At 68.3% G+C, this 15,322-nt stretch carries 14 protein-coding genes and 1 tRNA gene; 9 read left to right on the top strand and 6 right to left on the bottom strand.

Annotated elements, in window-relative coordinates; genetic code table 11:
• Nucleotides 1-110: 110 nt before the first annotated feature.
• Nucleotides 111-198 (bottom strand) — tRNA-Ser (locus GXK59_RS14600).
• Nucleotides 199-369: 171 nt separating this feature from the next.
• On the opposite strand from GXK59_RS14600, the gene GXK59_RS14595 reads away from it, so the two are divergent.
• From GXK59_RS14595 to GXK59_RS14565, 7 genes are all read left to right on the top strand, one after another.
• Nucleotides 370-1,353 (top strand): NAD(P)H-quinone oxidoreductase, encoded by a 984-nt coding sequence (locus GXK59_RS14595; protein ID WP_160667849.1) that lies wholly within the window; start codon nt 370-372, stop codon nt 1,351-1,353.
• Nucleotides 1,354-1,545: 192 nt separating this feature from the next.
• Nucleotides 1,546-2,082: a PadR family transcriptional regulator gene (locus GXK59_RS14590; protein ID WP_160667848.1), complete on the top strand. Its 537-nt coding sequence runs from the start codon at nt 1,546-1,548 to the stop codon at nt 2,080-2,082.
• Between the two features lie 219 nt (nt 2,083-2,301).
• Nucleotides 2,302-4,602 carry a carbon starvation CstA family protein gene (locus GXK59_RS14585; protein WP_160667847.1) on the top strand — a complete coding sequence of 767 codons (2,301 nt, stop codon included), beginning with the start codon at nt 2,302-2,304 and terminating at the stop codon, nt 4,600-4,602.
• A gap of 13 nt (nt 4,603-4,615) precedes the next feature.
• Nucleotides 4,616-4,807 (top strand): YbdD/YjiX family protein, encoded by a 192-nt coding sequence (locus GXK59_RS14580; RefSeq protein WP_160667846.1) that lies wholly within the window; start codon nt 4,616-4,618, stop codon nt 4,805-4,807.
• Between the two features lie 160 nt (nt 4,808-4,967).
• On the top strand, nt 4,968-5,681 hold the full coding sequence (locus GXK59_RS14575; RefSeq protein ID WP_160667845.1) for a bacterial proteasome activator family protein: 714 nt from the start codon (nt 4,968-4,970) through the stop codon (nt 5,679-5,681).
• Between the two features lie 7 nt (nt 5,682-5,688).
• Entirely contained in the window at nt 5,689-6,144 is a 456-nt protein-coding gene (locus GXK59_RS14570; protein WP_160667844.1) for a hypothetical protein, read from the top strand.
• A gap of 106 nt (nt 6,145-6,250) precedes the next feature.
• Complete coding sequence (locus tag GXK59_RS14565) at nt 6,251-7,096, top strand: aldo/keto reductase (protein ID WP_160667843.1); 846 nt, start codon at nt 6,251-6,253, stop codon at nt 7,094-7,096.
• Between the two features lie 160 nt (nt 7,097-7,256).
• On the opposite strand, the gene GXK59_RS14560 is transcribed toward GXK59_RS14565, so the two are convergent.
• The 3 genes from GXK59_RS14560 to GXK59_RS14550 all read right to left on the bottom strand — a co-directional run bounded on the left by GXK59_RS14560 (nt 7,257) and on the right by GXK59_RS14550 (nt 9,962).
• Complete coding sequence (locus GXK59_RS14560) at nt 7,257-8,636, bottom strand: FAD-binding oxidoreductase (protein ID WP_160667842.1); 1,380 nt, start codon at nt 8,634-8,636, stop codon at nt 7,257-7,259.
• A 141-nt stretch (nt 8,637-8,777) separates the two neighbouring features.
• On the bottom strand, nt 8,778-8,957 hold the full coding sequence (locus tag GXK59_RS14555; RefSeq protein ID WP_160667841.1) for a hypothetical protein: 180 nt from the start codon (nt 8,955-8,957) through the stop codon (nt 8,778-8,780).
• A gap of 36 nt (nt 8,958-8,993) precedes the next feature.
• Nucleotides 8,994-9,962, bottom strand: a complete 969-nt coding sequence (locus GXK59_RS14550; protein WP_160667839.1) for a hypothetical protein — start codon at nt 9,960-9,962, stop codon at nt 8,994-8,996.
• Nucleotides 9,963-10,032: 70 nt separating this feature from the next.
• On the opposite strand from GXK59_RS14550, the gene GXK59_RS14545 reads away from it, so the two are divergent.
• Together GXK59_RS14545 and GXK59_RS14540 are read left to right on the top strand one after the other, a co-directional pair.
• Nucleotides 10,033-10,506, top strand: coding sequence for a hypothetical protein (locus tag GXK59_RS14545; RefSeq protein ID WP_160667838.1), 474 nt, complete (start codon nt 10,033-10,035; stop codon nt 10,504-10,506).
• Nucleotides 10,507-10,523: 17 nt separating this feature from the next.
• A complete protein-coding gene (locus tag GXK59_RS14540; RefSeq protein WP_202129134.1) occupies nt 10,524-13,367 on the top strand; it encodes a cation-translocating P-type ATPase in 2,844 nt (947 codons plus the stop codon).
• A 34-nt stretch (nt 13,368-13,401) separates the two neighbouring features.
• Here GXK59_RS14540 and GXK59_RS14535 read toward each other — a convergent pair whose 3' ends face one another.
• Both GXK59_RS14535 and GXK59_RS14530 read right to left on the bottom strand, forming a co-directional pair.
• Nucleotides 13,402-14,652 (bottom strand): MFS transporter, encoded by a 1,251-nt coding sequence (locus tag GXK59_RS14535; RefSeq protein ID WP_237393905.1) that lies wholly within the window; start codon nt 14,650-14,652, stop codon nt 13,402-13,404.
• Between the two features lie 97 nt (nt 14,653-14,749).
• Nucleotides 14,750-15,265 carry a hypothetical protein gene (locus GXK59_RS14530; RefSeq protein ID WP_160667834.1) on the bottom strand — a complete coding sequence of 172 codons (516 nt, stop codon included), beginning with the start codon at nt 15,263-15,265 and terminating at the stop codon, nt 14,750-14,752.
• Nucleotides 15,266-15,322: the final 57 nt, after the last annotated feature.

The following is a 15,322-nucleotide window of genomic DNA, read 5'->3' as shown; positions in this document are numbered from 1 at the left end:
CAGTGAGACTATGCCTGGGCACCGACGGTTTCAATGGTCCGGCGGGCTGGCCGGGACACGCAAAAATGCCCCCGGTTCCGCGCAAGGCGCTGAACCGGGGGCATTATTCGCGGAAGGTAAGAGATTCGAACTCTTGGTACGGGGTTACCGCACACTGGTTTTCAAGACCAGCTCCATCGGCCGCTCGGACAACCTTCCCTAACGAGTAGTGTTTCATAGGCAGTCGGCAGCAACAAAAAACGCGGGCGCGCCCGCGGACAGGGGCAACTCCTCCGCCTACTCTGGGAGGAGGCGCCCCGGGCGTGGTGTGCCGTAGCCGCATCCGCGCTCGAAGGCTGCAACAAGTTCGTTAGGAATCGGGAGTTCTCCATGAAGGCTGTCTATATCTCAAAGCCGGGCGGACCCGAGGCCCTGGAGGTCCGCGAGGTCCCGTCCCCGGTGCCCGGCCCCGGCGAGGTGCTGATCGACGTCGTGGCCGCGGGGCTAAACCGCGCCGACGTCCAGCAGCGCAAGGGCCACTACCCGCCGCCACCCGGCGCCTCGGAGGTTCCCGGGCTGGAAGTGTCCGGCCGGATCGCCGGTTTTGGGCCCGGCGTCAGCAAACCCTTCTCCGTGGGGGACAAAGTCGTGGCCCTGCTGGCCGGCGGCGGCTACGCCCAGCAGGTCGCCGTTCCGGCGGGGCAGGTCCTGAAGGTCCCCGACGGCGTCGACGTCGTCACCGCGGCATCCCTGCCGGAGGTTGCGGCGACGGTGTATTCCAACCTCATCATGACGGCGCAGCTGCAGCCGGGCGAGACCGTCCTCATCCACGGGGCCACCGGCGGCATCGGCACCATGGCCATCCAGCTCGCCAAGGCCTTTGGGGCCGTGGTGGCCGCCACGGCGGGCACCGCAGAGAAGGTCGGCACCGCCAAGGCATTCCTCGGTGCGGACATTGCGATCAACTACGCCGAGGAGGACTTCCCGGAGAGCCTGCGCGCGCAGAATGGCGGCAAGGGCGCGGATGTCATCCTGGACGTCGTCGGGGCCAAGTACCTCACGCAGAACGTGGACGCGTTGGCGGACTACGGGCGCCTGGTCGTGATCGGTCTGCAGGGCGGTGCCAAGGGCGAACTGGACCTCGGAAAACTGCTGAGTAAGCGTGCGGCGATCATAGCGACGGCGTTGCGCCCGCGGCCCGTGGAAGAGAAGACCGTGATCATGGATGCTGTCCGCGACGCGGTCTGGCCGATGCTGGCCGATGGGCGGATCCGGCCGCTGGTCGCAAGGACGTTCCCGCTGGAACAGGTCGCTGCCGCGCACCGGTACTTCGACTCTGGCGACCATGTCGGAAAAATCCTGCTGGTCATGTAGCCTGTGGCCCCAGGCCCTGCAGCCCAGGCCCTGCAGCCCAGGCCCTGTGGCCTGGGCGTTCAACACTTATTCCATTCGTGGCATATCCGAATTGCTTCGCGATATCAAATGACTGTATTGTAATTCCATACGCGGTATACACGCGTCTTGGGGCGCGTGTATGCTGTCGTTCCGCTACCCTTTGGGGGCATCATGTCCATCCGTCACAGCCTCCTCGCCCTCCTGCAGGACCGGCCACGCTATGGCTACCAGCTCAGGATCGAATTCGAAGACCGCACCGGATCCTCCTGGCCCCTCAACATCGGGCAGGTCTACACCACCCTCGACCGCCTGGAGCGCGACGGCCTGGTCCGCAAGGATGGTGCCGACGGTGAGGGCCACGTCGTCTACAGCATCACCGCCGAAGGGCGCGCTGAAGTCAGCAACTGGTTCACCTCACCGGTGCCGCGGACCAGACCGCCGCGGAACGAACTGGCCATCAAGCTCGCACTGGGCCTGACGCTCCCCGGCGTCAACGTCGGCGCCGCCATCCACGCCCAGCGCGCAGTGTCCATCCGGGCACTGCAGGACTACACCAAGGCCCGGCGAGACACGGCATCCCAGCACCGCCCGACCGACACCGCGCGGCTGCTGGTACTGGATTCACTCATTTTCCAGACCGAGGCCGAGGTGCGCTGGCTGGACCTCTGCGAGGCCCGGCTCATGCAGTTGACCGTCCCGCCCGCCTGACTCCCGCCCAACCGCCAGGGCGTGTACCGGCAAGTGCCTGTACCGGAAAGTAACACCGTCCGGTAACAACCCTGCCGTTCGGCGCTTTTGCCCGGCCGTTCATCGCCTCCACTGAACCGCCTAACGCAAAGCCATACCCTTGAATCGCCGTGGTTGGTAGGGTGCCTTGGGGCACATCTGTCGTGGATTTGCCCAGTTGGGGTTTCTCAAGGAGGAGACATGGGCACAATGCCAGATGGCACGCCAAAAAACTTACTGGTCGACGACGGCATCACGCCGGACCCGACCCTGCCGCCCACCGCCGTGGACGCGACTGTACTCGAAACCGAAGAGCGCAAATGGACGCCGGCCAAGATCGCACTCTGGGTCGCGATCTCCCTGCTGGGCGCCGTGGCATGGTTCATGCTCGCGATTGTCCGCGGCGAAACGGTCAACGCCATCTGGTTCGTGTTCGCCGCGGTCTGCACCTACCTGATCGGCTACCGCTTCTACTCCAAGGTCATCGAGCGCTACCTGCTCAAGCCGAACGACCGCCGGGCCACGCCCGCAGAGTACAAAGCTGACGGCAAAGACTACGTCCGCACGGACCGCAACGTCCTGTTCGGCCACCACTTCGCCGCCATCGCCGGCGCCGGACCCCTGGTGGGCCCGATCCTCGCCGCCCAGATGGGCTACCTTCCGGGCACCATCTGGATCATCTTCGGCGTTGTGTTCGCCGGAGCCGTCCAGGACTACGTCGTGTTGTTCTTCTCCATGCGCCGCGGCGGACGCTCCCTGGGCCAGATGGCCCGCGAGGAACTCGGCGTCATCGGCGGCACCGCCGCCCTGGTCGCCACCCTGCTGATCATGGTGATCATCGTCGCCATCCTGGCCCTCGTCGTCGTCAACGCCCTGGCCGAAAGCCCGTGGGGCGTCTTCTCGGTCGGCATGACTATCCCGATCGCCCTCTTCATGGGCGTTTACCTGCGCTTCATCCGGCCCGGCAAGATCATGGAAGTTTCCCTGATCGGGTTTGTGCTGCTGATGGCCGCCATCATCGGCGGCGGCGCCGTTGCCGCCACTGACTGGGGCCATGCCTTCTTCACGCTGGACAAGGTCACCATCGCGTGGGCGCTCATCATCTACGGCTTCATCGCAGCGATTCTGCCGGTCTGGCTCCTGCTGGCTCCGCGTGACTACCTTTCCACCTTCATGAAGATCGGTGTCATCGTGATGCTGGCCGTGGCAGTCATCGTCGTGCGCCCGGAAATCTCGGTCCCGGCCTTCAGCGAGTTCGCCAGCCGCGATAATGGGCCCGTCTTCCCGGGTGCGGTGTTCCCGTTCCTCTTTGTCACCATCGCCTGTGGTGCGCTTTCGGGATTCCATGCACTGATCGCCTCCGGCACCACGCCGAAGCTGATCGAGAAGGAACGCCAGACCCGCTTCATCGGGTACGGCGGCATGCTGATGGAGTCCTTCGTGGCCATCATGGCCCTCGTCGCGGCGATCTCCATTGACCGCGGGCTCTACTTCGCGATGAACTCCCCGGCCGCACTCACCGGCGGCACCGTGGAAACCGCGGCCGCCTGGGTCAACAGCCTGGGATTGTCCGGCGTGAACATCAGCCCCAACATGCTTGCCGAGACGGCAGCCAATGTCGGGGAGACCAGCATCATCTCCCGCACCGGCGGAGCGCCGACCCTCGCCGTGGGCCTTGCCCACATCATGCAGCAGTTCATCGGCGGCACCGCCATGATGGCCTTCTGGTACCACTTCGCCATCATGTTCGAGGCCTTGTTCATCCTCACCGCGGTCGACGCCGGCACGCGCGTCGCGCGCTTTATGCTGCAGGACTCGATCGGCAACTTCATCCCGAAGTTCAAGGAGCACTCCTGGCGTCCCGGCGCGTGGCTTGCCACCGCCGTGATGGTCGCAGCGTGGGGCGCCGTGCTGATCATGGGCGTCACGGATCCGCTGGGCGGCATCAATACGCTGTTCCCGCTATTCGGCATCGCCAACCAGCTGCTGGCCGCCATCGCCCTGTCCGTCTGCCTGGCCATCGCGGCCAAGAGGGGCTCCTTCAAGTACCTCTGGATCGTGGCGGTCCCGATGGCCTTCGCGGCCGTCGTGACCATCACGGCCAGCTACCAGAAGATCTTCTCCTCCACCCCGGCGGTCGGCTACTTCGCCAACAACGCAGCCTTCTCCAAGGCACTCGCGGACGGCAAGACCTCCTTCGGTACGGCGAAGACCGTCCCGGCCATGGAAGCCGTAATCCGCAACACCGCGATCCAGGGCTGGCTCTCAGTCATATTCGTGGTGCTCAGCATCATCGTTATCGTGGCCGCGCTGATCGCCACCTACAAGGCATTCCGCAACACCAAGGCAGGTGTGATCAACAGTGACAACGAGGATCCGGCCCTGCCGTCCCGGGTCTTCGCTCCGGCCGGACCGGTTCCCACCGCGGCAGAGCGTGAGCTCCTGGCGAAGTGGGACCAGCTGCCGGCGGACAAGCGGGCCGCAAAGGCAACCCACCACTAATGCGGAGGCACAGATGAACGCTGTAGTGGCAGGCTTCCGGGGATTCGCGCGGTACCTGGGCGGTGTCATGGGTGCGGACGCGTACGCGAAGTACCTGGCCCACCACGCCGAAGCCGGCCACGGCACCCCGCCGATGACCGAGCGGGAGTTCTGGCGGGACCAGACCGACCGCCAGGAAGCCAATCCGCAGGGCCGGTGCTGCTGACCGGTTCCGGCTGATCGGCGTCGCCGCTTCCGGAGGGCGCCGTCGGGCACATGAGTGCCCGGCGGCGCCCTTCGCTGTGTGTTGCCGGGATTGTTGAGTTTTGGGGCATGGCGCGGTACCGGCCCGCTGCGCGGTCCCGGGCTCGTGAGAGTATGAAGCCATGAGCGATCCGCACGACACTCAGCCCAACGACGGCGTTCCCATCGAAGGGACTACCCTGGACTCCCAGCCGGCCGGCGACGGCAGCCAGCCGTCGGAACCTGGACGGCCAGGACAGCCGCCGGAACCTGGACAGCCAGGACAGCCCGGGGAACCGGGACGGCAGGGACAGTACCGCCGCCCCGCGGGAGCGCGGCCGAAGCCCAGCCAGCTCCAGGACCTCGTTGACGAACCCGCGAAGGTCATGCGGATCGGCACCATGATGAAACAGCTCCTGGACGAAGTGAAAACGGCCCCGCTCGACGACGCGGCGCGCGTTCGGCTCGCCGAAATCCATGAACGCTCCATCAAGGAACTGGAAGACGGCCTCGCACCGGAACTGGTCGAGGAACTGGAAAGGATCACCCTTCCCTTTCCCGCAAACGGAACCCCATCGGACGCGGAGCTGCGGATCGCCCAGGCCCAGCTGGTTGGCTGGCTGGAGGGCCTCTTCCACGGCATCCAGACCGCCCTCGCAGCCCAGCATGCCGCCCGGGAGCACTCCATCGCGCAGGCACAGCTCCGCCAATTGCCGCCCGGAACAGTGATCGCCCCCGGCGTGATTATCGGCGAGAACGGCGAGCCCCAGCGCACCGCGGCGCCCAGGCCCGGTGCCGATCCCTCCCGGCCCCCCGTACCCGCGGACCCGGACCACGGTCCCGGCCAGTATCTCTAGGGCACTCTTGGGATTCTTCAGCGCGGCCCGGCAAGGACGCAAAGACGACGCCGAACTCGGCAAGGGCCTCTGGCGGCGGGCCCACGACCGCTTCACCCGCGGCCTCGACCGCTACCACCAGATCCTCGAGGGCGTGCAGGACGAGGCGCTCTATGCCGAGCTCCTTGAGATCGCCAATGAACTCACGGAGCTTTCGGGGCGGGTCCGGAGGATCTGCGTGGAGGCCCAGCGGCTTGCGCCCAGCGAGGGCCTCGACATTCCGGGGACCCTGGCCGGGGTCCACCGTGCCCTGTCCACGGCCGGCAACTCCCTGGCCACCACTGCCGAGGCAGCCGCGATGCTCCGCCTCGCCGCCGGCCCCGTTCCGGCCGGCGCGGAATCGGTCCGGCGCCGCGCCCAGATGGTGCTGGAACACGTCAACGACGCCGAACGCCGGCTTGCCGGGGCGGCCGCCACCGACTGAGGGATCTCGGATCCCCGGCTGCGGGGCTGATATTCCCGGTTAAGCGCCTAGCTTAGCTGCGCCGTTTGTGCTGGCGGTATGCCGGGGTCGTTGCAAAGATAGTCAGATGACTTTTTCACCGGTACTGACTTTCAATGACGGCAACACCATTCCCCAGCTTGGCTACGGAGTGTGGCAGGTTGAAGACGACGTCGCCGAGAAGGTGGTTGTCCAGGCCTTCGAGGCAGGCTTCCGCCACATCGACACCGCCAAGATCTATGGCAATGAGGCAGGCGTGGGCCGCGCGATCGAGCGCTCAGGCCTCACGCCCGAGGAAATCTTCATCACCACCAAGCTGTGGAACGCGGACCAGGGCTACGAGTCCACGCTGAAGGCCTTCGAGGAATCCATGGAGCGCCTGGGCCTGGCGACCCTGGACATGTACCTGATCCACTGGATGCAGCCCAAGCAGGACAAGTACGTGGACAGCTGGAAGGCTCTTATCGAGCTGCAGAAGCAGGGCCGTGTGAAGACCATCGGCGTCTCCAACTTCACCAAGGAAGGCCTGCAGCGCCTGATTGACGAGACCGGCGTTGTACCGGCCATCAACCAGGTCGAACTGCACCCTTTCTTCAACCAGGCCGAGCTGCGGGAATTCAACGCCTCCAAGGGCATCCTTACCGAGGCCTGGTCGCCGCTCGGCCAGGGCGGTGAGCTGCTGGAGAGTGCGGTCATCGGCCAGATCGCGGCCAAGCACAACGCCACCCCGGCGCAGGTGGTCATCGCCTGGCACCTGGCGATCGGCAACGTGGTCATCCCCAAGTCCGTGACCGAATCACGCATCCGCGAGAACTACGCTGCGCTGGATGTCAGCCTGGACGAGACCGATGTGCAGGCCATCAACGGGATGGACAACTCGGCGGAGGGCGCCGGCCGTATCGGCCCGGACCCCGCAGTCTCCGACTTCGCCTAAGCCACCCGCTTAGCCGGGCAGGCCAGCGGTGCGGCCGCCAGCCGGCTGCGGCGGCGGCCCAGTGGAGCCACAGCAGGGCCTTCACCCGAGAGGGTGGGGGCCCTTTCTCCTGCCCGGTAGCCGTTTCAGGGCGGACCCCAGCCGCCCGTCCCGGTTGCCGCTATGGGCGGATGTTCTGATTCATCCGGAAAACGTTGTCCGGGTCCCAAATGCGCTTGAGCCCGACCAGCCGCTCGTACTTCCCGTCGCCGTAGATCGCGCGCGCGTTCTCACGCGGTTCGGCGACGTCGTTGACGTAGCGGCCGCTGGTGGTGAACGGCCCGACGTCGGCCATTCCCGCCCGTGCCCACTCCCGGCACGGCCCGTCGAGCGCCGGATCGTCCCACTGGATCTCGGCGCCCATCCAGTAGGCCGCCGTGCGGCCCGTGAACGCGGTCGCGTCCTCCGGCACCTCGGCGATCGCCCGGCCCCAAGACCAGAAACCGAACTCGCCTCCGGCTCCCTCAGGAATCCCGTGGGCGTGCTGGACTGCCATATCGACGAGCTCCCCGGGCAGGCTGCGGAGGAAGGCGCTCTTCATGTAGAAGCGGTGGCCCCACGCCGAGGACACGTCTGCGAGGCGCTGTGCTGCCAGGTGCGGTTTCGGCTCGATCGAGCCGGCAACCGGATGTCCGAACGCCCGCAACCGCCCGAGATCCCGCTCGGCCTCGCGGGGCTGCCCGCAGTGCAAAACGGAGACGGCGGCTATCGGCCGGCCCCCGATCCCTGGCGGGAAGTCCTCCGTCGGGAGCGCCAGGCGGATGTAAAAGCCGAGCCACAGCTCGTCCGGGCCCGTCCCGGAAATCTCAGTGAAGAGTTGTGCCAGCTCGCCGGCGCGCTCGATTGGGTAGACGACGGTGCCGTGCGTGATCGGATGGTCGAGCGGATGAAGGACGTATTCGAACGACGTCGCGACGCCGAAGTTTGCGCCGGCCCCGCGGACACCCCAGAAGAGGTCGGGGTTCTCGTCCGCCGAGGCACGGACGGTCCCGCCTTCGGACGTCACAAGGTCCACCGCGCGCAGGCTGTCGATCGTCAGCCCGAACTTCCGCTGCAGGCGGCCCATCCCGCCGCCAAGAGTGAGACCGGCGACGCCGGTGTGGGAGACTACGCCGACAGGGCATACGAGGCCAACGGCCTGTGCCGCGTTGTCCAACTCTGAGAGCAGCGCGCCGCCGGCGCAGACAGCTGTGCGGTGTGCGGGATCGATCGTCGCGCCGCGCATCCGCGAGAGGTCGATGACTATCCCGTCGTCGCAGGTAGAGAATCCGGGGATGCTGTGGCCGCCGCCGCGCACGGCGACGACGAGGTCCTGTTCGCGGGCGAACCGCAAGGCCGCCACGACGTCCGCCGTTCCGTTCGGCCGCACGACCAGGCCCGGCCTGCGGTCGACCAGACCATTCCACACCGCACGCGCAGCGTCGTACTTCGGTTCGCCCGGCCTGATCACTTCGCCGCCGAAGCCGTCCGCGAAGACCCTCACCGTGCGGGTGCCCAACATGGCTCCATGGTAGGGCCCGGGGTGCTGAGGTTTCCAGAGGAAAAGCGGTCGGTACTTATGGCGGCGGGGGACTAACGGAGCAATTAGCCGGCGGACCGGCGTGTCCTCACCCGACCTCAGCCAGCCGCCCGGGCAGTTCGGCTAGGCGGCCTTCAGGCCTTCCTTTACCGGCACCGCGTCGATGATGGCCCAGCCGTCCTCGTCGGCGGCCTGGCGGCCGGCGAACCGTTCGGCGTCGGCGATGTCATCGAACGTCTCGGCGCGGATGCGGCCGCAGTCCGTGTCCAGATACGTGACTTCGAAGTACTGGGTGGTTTCCATGCATTAAGTGTGCCGCCGGGCTCTGACACTGTGAGCTTATGGGTCCGGCGTGTTGCCAAGCCGCAGCACCCGTTCCCGGGCAAGGTCCGCGGTGCGCCGCGCCCGGTCCGCCGCCCGTGCTGCCTGCTGGGCCTCGGCCGCGGCCAGTTCGCGTCGTTTCGCGGCCGCTTTGAGTTCCCGTTCGCACTGGGCCAGCTGCTCGCGCAGCCTGCGCGCAGTGTCGGAGAGCTCCGTGGTCAGGGCGGTCAACGAGGCAAGCTCCTCCTTGTCCTGTTGCGCTTGCCCCGCGGCCGCGCCAGCGGCCTCTTCGGCATCCTTGAGCAGTGACCGGGCCCGTTCCAGCGCGGAGGGAGTGGTTCTCCGGGGTTCGGGGCGGACAGCCCGCAGCCGGGGCTGCCCCGCTTCTTTCGGGCGCGTGGTTCCGGTCCGAACCGCCTCGCCGGATGAGCTGGGCGCGGGCGCCGGTACCGCCCTGTCGGGGAGCACCAGGCCGGGCAGCGCAACGGCACCGGAAAGTTCCACCACGTCGACGCCGTCGGCGGACAGTCCCCGGAGCAGGCGGCCCGACTGCACGGCAGCCGCGGCCCCCTCGTCCGCTGTCGCCGCCCGCAGCGTCGCTTCCACTTCCGAAGCGATGGCTGCGCTGATCTTCCGGCCCTGCTGCTCGGCTACCGCCCGGGCCGCCTGGACCGCGCTGCCGAGGAGTTGCCGCCGTTCCTGTCCCAGGCGGCGGAGTTCCGGGGCGTCAAGGGAGGACTGAGCGGCGCGCATCGACCTCCCCAGCCCGGCGAGTTCCCGCAGGGTCTCCGGCTGCCGGGCCGCGAGCATGTTCACAGTCCACGCCGCCACGGACGGCTTGGGCAGGGAGCGCAATTCTGCAGCGAGGGACGGCTGGTCCTTCGCGGCGGCCGCGTCTTTGGCAGCTGCGGTCCGCGCGGGGACAAAGTCGTCGAACGGGAGGGCGTAGAGCAGTGCCGCAACGTCGGCCAGCCCCTGCTCTCCCATGCAAGAATCATAGAAGCCCGGCCCGGCGATGCCGCCGCCACGGGCAGTTCGTTCGAAGAAAAGGGCAGACATGATCGAAATAGCGGGGCTCCCGGCCCACATCCTGCTCATCCACGCCGTCGTGGTGCTGGCACCGATCGCCGGCCTCGCGGCGATCGCCTACGCCGCCGCACCGCGCTGGCGCAGCTACCTGGCCTGGCCGCTGGGAGTGCTGTCGCTGGGCCTGGTTCCGGTGTCCCTCATCACCGCGCAGGCCGGTGAGCAGCTGCAGAAGGCCCGTCCCGCGTCTGCCCTGATCCGGGAACACGCGGAGCAAGGGGACGTGCTGAAGGCCGTCTCCGTGGTGTTCTTCGCGGTCATCGCGGCGACGCTGGTTGTGAGCTATGTGCCCATCGGCCGGCGCTTCGCCTTCCTGGGAAGCCTGCGGACCAACCGCGCCGTCCGGACCACCCTCCTGGTCGTCGCAGCCGCAGCGGGGGCCTTCTTCATCTACCAGAGCATCATCACAGGCCATTCCGGCGCTGCCTCGGTCTGGGCCAGATAACCCAGGGCCCCTCAGCCGTGCCGATCAGCAACGCCGACGGCGATGCCACCAGCGCTGTTGGGTGGCACCTCCGCCGCGCCACGGATGCCCTGCACACCCTCGTGGTCAAACCGGAGGGGGGCCTGGACCAGGCCGAAGCGGAGCGGCGCCTGGGGCTCTACGGCGCCAATGAACTCCGCCCCGCACCAAGTGTGCCGCTGTGGCGGAAGGTCCTGCGGCAGTTCCAGGACCCGCTGATCTACCTGCTGCTGGCGGCCATCGCCATCTCGGTCCTTGCCTGGACCGTGGAAGGCGCCGCCGGCGTGCCGATTGACGCTGTCGTCATCGGCGCCGTGGTCTTGTTCAACGGCGTCCTCGGTTTCGTCCAGGAGAACAAGGCCGAGAGCGCCGTCGCGGCGCTGAGGCTGATGACGGCAGCGAACTCCACAGTGTTGCGGGACGGTGAACTGAAAACCGTGCCGTCCTCGGAGCTGGTGCCTGGTGACATCCTGGTCCTCAACGAGGGGGATTCCGTCGGTGCTGACGCCCGCCTGATTACGGCCAGTTCCCTGGGCGTCGCCGAATCCTCACTCACCGGGGAAAGTGCGCCCGTCTTCAAGGACCCGGGCACCCTGATCGGCGACATTCCCCTCGGTGACCGGTTGAACATGGTCTACAAGGGGACGGCCGTCGCACAAGGCGTGGGCCGCGCGGTGGTCACCGGAACCGGGATGGACACCGAAGTCGGCGCGATCGCGGGCATGCTGGCGGCTGTTGAAGACGCCCCTACCCCTCTGCAGCAGGAAATCGCGGGCGTCAGCAAGTTGCTCGGCATCACGGTGATCGGGATCGCCGTCGTGGTGATGGCCACGATCATCGTCGTCAACGGAGTGTCCTCGCTGAGCGGGCTCGTCGCGGTCCTGCTGCTGGGGGTCTCGCTCGCGGTGGCGGCCGTGCCGGAGGGGCTGCCAGCCATCCTGTCCGTGGTGCTCGCCATCGGCGTCCAGAATATGGCCAAGCGCAACGCCGTCGTCAAGGAGCTGCACTCGGTCGAGACCCTCGGCTCCGCCTCGGTGATCGCCTCGGATAAGACCGGAACGCTCACCCGCAACGAGATGACCATCTGCAGGATCAGCACCGCCTCCGGCCAGGTCGAGCTCACCGGTGTCGGGTACCGGCCGGAGGGCGGTGTGCTGCACAACGGCCAGGAGGTGCGTGATCCGGCCCTGCTCCGGGAAGCCCGCATGGTGCTGGCCGGGGGCTCCTTCGCCAACAACGCGCAGCTGCGCGAACACGGCGGTGAATGGGAGATCCAGGGCGACCCGACGGAGGCTGCGTTCCTCGTCGCTGCCCGGAAGCTGGACGGGGTCACGGACCGGATCGGGGAGTTCGAGCGCCGTGGCGAGATCCCCTTCACCTCGGAGCGGAAACTGATGTCCGCGCTGGCCCACCACCGGGAGGCCGGCACCCTGTCCCTTGTCACCAAGGGCGCCCCGGACGTCCTGCTGGAACGCTGCACCGCACTGCAGCTCGGCGGGGAGGTGGTGCCGATGGACGCGGACCGCCGCGCCCGGGCTCTTGGCGACGTCGAGGAGCTTTCGTCCCAGGCGTTCCGCACGCTCGGCGTGGCCTACCGGCAATACACCGAAGCGGACCGGCATGAAGCGGAAGTCCTCGATGAGGAGGACGAGAGCACGCTGGTGTACATCGGCGTCGTCGGAATCCTGGCCCCGCCCCGGGCCGAAGCGGCCCCCGCAGTGGCCGAGGCGCGGCGGGCCGGCATCCGCGTCATGATGATCACCGGGGACCATCCGCTCAGCGCGGCCCGGATCGCCGGCGACCTCGGGATCGCCAGGCCGGGGGAACGGGCCGTCACCGGCGCCGAGCTGGACGAACTGGACGAGGACGGGCTGCGGACGCTGACCCGGAACACCTCGGTGTACGCGCGGGTGGCACCGCAGAACAAGCTGCAGATCATCAGCGCCCTGCAGGCAGAAGGCAACGTGGTGGCGATGACCGGTGACGGCGTCAACGACGCGCCCGCGCTGAAGACCGCGGACATCGGCATCGCCATGGGGGTCACCGGCACCGAGGTCACCAAAGAGGCCTCGAACATGATCCTGGCCGACGACAACTTCGCCACGATCGTCTCCGCGGTGCGCCAGGGACGGGTCATCTTCGAGAACATCGAAAAATTCCTGCGCTACCTGCTGTCCTCGAACATGGGCGAAGTTTTTACCGTCTTCCTCGGTGTTGTGTTCGCCGGCGCCATGGGCCTGACCGGAGCGAGCGCCGGCGAAGTCGCGGTGCCGCTGCTGGCCACCCAGATCCTGTGGATCAATCTGGTGACCGACTCCGGGCCCGCTCTTGCAATGGGCATTGACCCGGAAATCGACGACGTCATGGCGCGCGGGCCCCGCAAACGCAGCGACCGGATCCTCGGCCCGCGCATGTGGCTGGGCATCCTCAGCGTTGGCCTCGTCATGGGCGTCGCGTCCCTGCTGACCATCGATATCTTCCTGCCGGGAGGCCTGGTCCCAGGCGGCAAAGATTCGCTCGACGTCGCCCGCACCGCCGGCTTCACCACCCTGGTGTTTGCCCAGCTGTTCAACGCTTTCAACTCCCGCTCGGAGACGACGTCGGCCTTCCGCCGGCTTTTCGTAAATAGATGGCTCTGGGGTTCCGTGCTGCTCGCGGCGGTGCTGCAGGTGGCGGTCGTGGAGCTTCCTTTCCTGCAGCGGGCCTTCGGGACAGCGTCCCTGGACCCCGGCCACTGGGCCATCTGCGTCGTGATGGCCTCGACTGTGCTCTGGTTTGATGAGCTCCGCAAGATCGCCCTCCGGATGGGCGGGCGGCGCCGGGGCGCGCAGGTCCGGGAATGAGGAACGACGCCGGACCCCGGCCCGACGGACGATGCTAGCGGCTGCGGGTCCTGCGCAGCGCCACCGCCAGCACCGCGATCGCCAGCAGCTGCAGGACGGCCACGGCCACAATCAGCAGTGGACGGTCGTCATACAGCACGCCGTACAGTGCCCCACCCGCCAGCGCCCCGGCGCCCTCGAACGCCGCGAAGACGCCGTACGCCGTGCCCTGCCGCTGTTCCGGCACCAGGTCCGCAACGAGCGCCTTGACAGTCGAGTCCTGGATCCCGGTGGCAGTGCCCCAGACGAGGACCCCGGCAAACGCCAGCCCGGCCGCCGGCGCCAGGGCCAGCACCGGGACGGCGGCTATTAGCAGGGGAAGCGTGAGGAGCACTGAGGCGCCGGAGCGGTCGTAGAGGACGCCGCTGGCGAGGGCACCAAGGGCCGCCGCCGCCATTGCGCCTGCATACAGCAGCGGGACCACTGCCACCGGGACGGCCGCCGCCGTCGTGAGGTGGAAGGAGATGACGCCGAAGGCCACCAGTCCGGCACTCCAGAAGAAGGCCGCGACAGCAAACAGCACAAACCTCCCGGTGAACACCGACGCCGGACCGCCGGGAACACCCGCAGGCGCAGGCTCGACGGCGGCAGCGCCGGGGCCGCCGTCTGCGGCCCCGGACGGCTGGCGTGCGCCGGGATCCGGCACGCGCCGGCGCAGCCGGAACAGCAGGAACATGGCCGCCGCTGCCGGAAGGGACAGGACCGCGAAGGCCGCCGACAGGTTGCCGGTGACCGCGAGTACCGCGGCGACCAGGACCGGCCCGAGCAGGGCACCGACAAGGTCGAGGGACTTGTGGACGGCGAAGCCGCGGCCACGCCCGACGGGTTTGGCGACCGCTGCCAGCAGCACGGTCTTTGCCGGGCTGCGGACGGCCTTGCCGACGCGGTCCCCGATGATCAGCACGGACGCCAGAACCAATCCGGCTTCACCGGCCAGGGGTGCCAAGGCGAGCAGGGGCACACAGACCGCGGTGAGGCCATATCCGGCCAGTGTGAATGACCAGTAGCGGCGGGTCCGGTCCGCCCAAGGCCCGAACAACAGCCGGAGTCCCTGCGCTGCAGCCTCCGCGGCGCCCGTGACGAGTCCGACGAGCAGCGCGGAGGCACCCAGCTGGGCGAGCAGGGGACCGGCCAGCGGCCGGGCGCCGTCGGAGACGACGTCGGCGGCCAGGCTGACGAGCCCGAACCCGATCACCGGGCCCCAGACGATGTGCCGGTTCGCGCCGGGCGCCGCAGATCGCCTCACCCGCTCGGGGGCTGACACATTTCGGCGGGGCCGGTCCATTTTCCAAGGCTCGCGGTTCGTCCGCGCAAGGACAAGGGCCGGAGGCCTTGGCGTGGGACTAGGCGGTCTTCCGGAGGCCCACGAACGCCCACACCATGACCATCAGACCACCGGCCGCCAGCAGGATCGCGCCTGTGACGCCGCGGCCGCCCCGGTCCTCGGACGTCGGACGCGCCACGGCCACGGGGTCCGGCGTCGGGCCCGGCGCCGTTGGCGTGCCAGCGGCGGGGGCCGCCGTCGTGGGTGAACGGTCGGTTGGCGGCGGGGTTCCGGGGTCAGCGGCCGGCGCCAGTGCCTGGCCGGCCATCGCCGCGGGTACTTCCGGGGGCGGCGGAGCAGGGGCGGTAACGGGCGGCCCCGACGGCGGCGTCGGCACAACGGTGGGGCTTGCCGTCGGCGCGGGCGTCGCGGTCGGACGGGGGCGGTTCGGGGGTGCCGGGCAGATGAGTGCCGGCACAATCCCTCCGACCGGATCGCAGGGGGCGGCGGCCGCCGGCAGCGCGGGAATCAGCGGGGCCAGAGCCAGCATCAGCGCAGCCGCAACGATGTAGCTGGCCCCCCGTGTGGTGTTCATCCCGTCCATCGTAGAGGGCAGGACGGTCCCAGGCGGGGACCCGGATACGGCCGCGGC

Origin of the sequence: Pseudarthrobacter sp. ATCC 49987, from assembly GCF_009928425.1 — a bacterium.
Classification (GTDB): domain Bacteria; phylum Actinomycetota; class Actinomycetes; order Actinomycetales; family Micrococcaceae; genus Arthrobacter.
The sequence above is the reverse complement of the archived record's forward strand: the minus strand, read 5'-3'. Positions and strand labels throughout refer to the sequence as shown.